This window comes from Stieleria sp., assembly GCF_041595215.1.
Lineage (GTDB): Bacteria > Planctomycetota > Planctomycetia > Pirellulales > Pirellulaceae > Stieleria > Stieleria magnilauensis.
Map to the genome: position 1 here is coordinate 1 of NZ_JBFHKV010000987.1, position 3,234 is coordinate 3,234.

The 3,234-nt window shown below is 60.2% G+C and carries 2 protein-coding genes and 1 pseudogene; all 3 read left to right on the plus strand.

Annotated features, from left to right (window positions below):
• Window positions 1-836: pseudogene (locus tag ABX749_RS27145) on the plus strand (hypothetical protein); the annotation flags it as partial.
• A gap of 85 nt (window positions 837-921) precedes the next feature.
• Window positions 922-2,232, plus strand: coding sequence for a beta-ketoacyl synthase (locus ABX749_RS27150; protein ID WP_372898782.1), 1,311 nt, complete (start codon window positions 922-924; stop codon window positions 2,230-2,232).
• A gap of 19 nt (window positions 2,233-2,251) precedes the next feature.
• The coding region (locus ABX749_RS27155; protein ID WP_372898783.1) for an NAD-dependent malic enzyme at window positions 2,252-3,234 on the plus strand (983 nt) is incomplete at its 3' end.

The following is a 3,234-nucleotide window of genomic DNA, read 5'->3' on the forward strand; positions in this document are numbered from 1 at the left end:
ACCGCGATCAGTTGTCGGTGTATCACACCCCCGAAATGCACCAAGTGGTATCGGGGATCGTGGACCGGTTTGTCGCCGGCGAAAAAGATCCCCAGGTGTTGTCGCTGCGGGTGATGACGGTCGGCAATCCGAACTGGCGATCGCGGGCGCACTTGTTGATGCAACACGTCAACGTCGACTCGCCCGGTGTCCAGGCTTGGTTGCTGAGTAAAGAGAACGCGGCGTTGGTCTTGAATCTGCTGCGTCAGCGGACCGACACACGGCAGGTCCAGGCGCTTGATCTGATCACCTACAACGGCCAAACCGAAAAACTGGCCAGCACCCGCGGTCGCAATTACGTGCAGAACGTCAAACCCGCCGCGACGGGCTGGCCGCCTTATGAGCCCGAGACGGGGGAAATCCAAGAGGGCTACCGCTTGGAAATCAGCCCGCTCTTGAGCGTGGACGGTTCCGCGATCGATTGCGTGATCAAGGCGTCGATCGATCAAGTCGACCAGCTCAAACCGGTCGAATTGGATCTTCCGCTGCCCAACGCCCAGGTCCATCGCACCAAAATCGACGTGCCCCAAGTCGTCAGCTGGCGGCTGCACGAGCGATTTCGCTGGCCGTCGGACATGGTGTTGTTGTTGTCGTGTGGGGTGATCGCCAGCCCCGAGCGGCCGCAGGCGGCGATGCCGCTGTTCAACTTGGAAATGCTGACCGGGACGACCGCCGGCCGGGCCGACGCGTTGATGTTCATCGAGTTTCGTGGCCGGGCGTCGGACAATTTGACGACCACCCCCCTGGTTCCCCAGATTTCTGCCGGTTTCGGGGCGCCCCACCGCGGTCGTTACTGAGATACACCCCCTCTTTGCTAATTCCCCCAGAGCCTAGAATGCGGACATCCCGTATTCTCCCTGCTCCGCGTCGTTCGGCTGATTCATGGTAAATGTCACGTCCAGACGAGTGGTCATCACCGGTGTTGGTGTGGTCACTCCCCTCGGAAACGACTCTGATCGTTTGCTCTCCGGTTTGCGTTCTCGCCGCAGCGGGATCGGTCCGTTGACCCAGGTCCCGCAAGGTGTCCTGTCGGTCGACTATGGTGCCGAAGCGTCCGAGTTTACCGGCGACATCGCGGACTACGGTCCGATGGATAAGAAACTGCAGCGGACGATCCGCAAGGGCAGCAAGGTGATGTGCCGCGAGATCGAAATGGGTGTCGCGGTCGCACAGTTGGCGCTCTCCGATGCAGGCTTGGAAGTCGACCAGCGTGATCGCGATCGGACCGGCGTGCTGTATGGCTGTGATTACATCATGTCACAGCCGATCGAGTTTGCAGCGGGCATCCAGAAATGCATCGACGCCGACGGGAACTTTGATTTTGACCGTTGGGGTGAACACGGCAAACCCGAAGTCAATCCGCTGTGGTTGTTGAAGTACCTGCCGAACATGCCGGCCAGCCACGTGGCGATTTACAACGACCTGCGTGGAGCGAACAATTCGATCACGTTGCGCGAAGCCTCGGCGTGTGCGGCGATGGCCGAAGCGTATTCGACGATCTCGCGTGGGCAAGCCGATGTGTTGCTGGTCGGATCGACCGGTTCACGCATTCACCCGCTGCGGTCCTTGCATGCGGACATGCAGGAGACGTTGGCAAAAAATCAATCGGATCCGTCCACGATGAGCCGACCGTTCACGGCCACGCGTGACGGCAGCGTGCTCGGCGAAGGTGCCGGGGCGATGGTGTGTGAAACGCTGGAGCACGCCCAGGCTCGTGGGGCAACGATCTTGGGTGAAATCGTCGGTTACGGCAGCAGTGCCGTCGGTCCGGCGTTCGGAGAGCGTTTTTACCAAGCGGCGATCACCAACGTCTTACGCGCCGCGTTGGGCGACGAAGACAAAGCGAACATCGGGCACGTGCACGCCCATGGGTTGGGAACGGTCGAGTGTGATGCTCAAGAAGCCGCCGCGATCAATGACGTCTTTGGGCCGGTCGATCAACAGCCACCGGTGACGACCGCCAAGGGACACATCGGAAATCTGGGTGCCGGCGGCGGCATGGTCGAAACCATCGCCAGTTTAAAGTCGCTCGGCGAGAACCTGTTTCCGATCCTCAATTGCGACGCCCCGGCGGACGATTGTCCCATCAACGCCTGCGTGGACGACTCCACCGCCGCAGGCAAGCAGTTCATCAACGTGAACGTGACGCCGCAGGGCCAGGCCAGCGCCATTCGCATTCGCGCCTTCGAATAGACCGAGTCCTTCAGCAAGCATGACGCATCACAGCCCTTCGTACGCCATCACTGTCCGCCTCCGTTACCGAGACCAGCCGGGGCTGCTCGGGAAAATCACGACTGCGATCGGGGATTCGAACGGTTTCATCGGCGCCGTTGATATCGTCGGCGTGTCGGACGGGTTGATCTCGCGCGACATCACCGTCAACGCCACCAACGTCGAGCACGGTCAACGGATCGTCGAAACGATCCGGCAGATCGCCGGCATCGAAGTCGTCAATGTGTCCGATCGTGTGTTCTTGATGCACCTGGGCGGCAAGATCGAAGTCAATCCGAAGATGCCGATCAAGACCCGCGACGATCTATCGATGGCCTACACCCCGGGCGTGGCGCGGGTCTGTACGGCGATCCACGAAGACCCCGAATCGTCGTTTGCCTTGACGATTCGCAAGAACACCGTCGCCGTCGTCAGTGACGGCAGTGCGGTCTTGGGGCTGGGAAACATCGGCCCGCGCGCCGCCATGCCGGTGATGGAAGGCAAGGCGATGTTGTTCAAAGAGTTCGGCGAAGTCGATGCGTTTCCGATTTGTTTGGACACCCAGGACACCGAAGAAATCATCGCGACCGTCAAGCAACTGGCGCCCACCTTCGGCGGCATCAACTTGGAAGACATCTCTGCACCGCGGTGCATTGAAATCGAAGAACGGCTGGAACGCGAGCTTGAGATCCCGGTGTTCCATGACGACCAGCACGGGACGGCGATCGTTGTCCTGGCGGGGCTCAAGAATTCAATGCGTTTTTTAAACAAAGATCTCGCCGGGGCACACGTCTTGATCAACGGTGCCGGTGCGGCGGGCACCGCAATCGCAAAGTTGTTGATGCAAGCCGGCGTCACGGACATCGTCGTCTGTGACAGCAAAGGCGCGATCCACAAGGGACGCACCGACATCGCTCATAACTCGATCAAGGTTTGGCTGTCCGAACACACCAATCAAGACGGACAATCCGGGACGCTCTCGGA

Bases quoted from the DNA above. Each gene is read 5' to 3' on its own strand.
- ABX749_RS27150 (WP_372898782.1), top strand. From the start codon at position 922: ATGGTAAATGTCACGTCCAGACGAGTGGTCATCACCGGTGTTGGTGTG.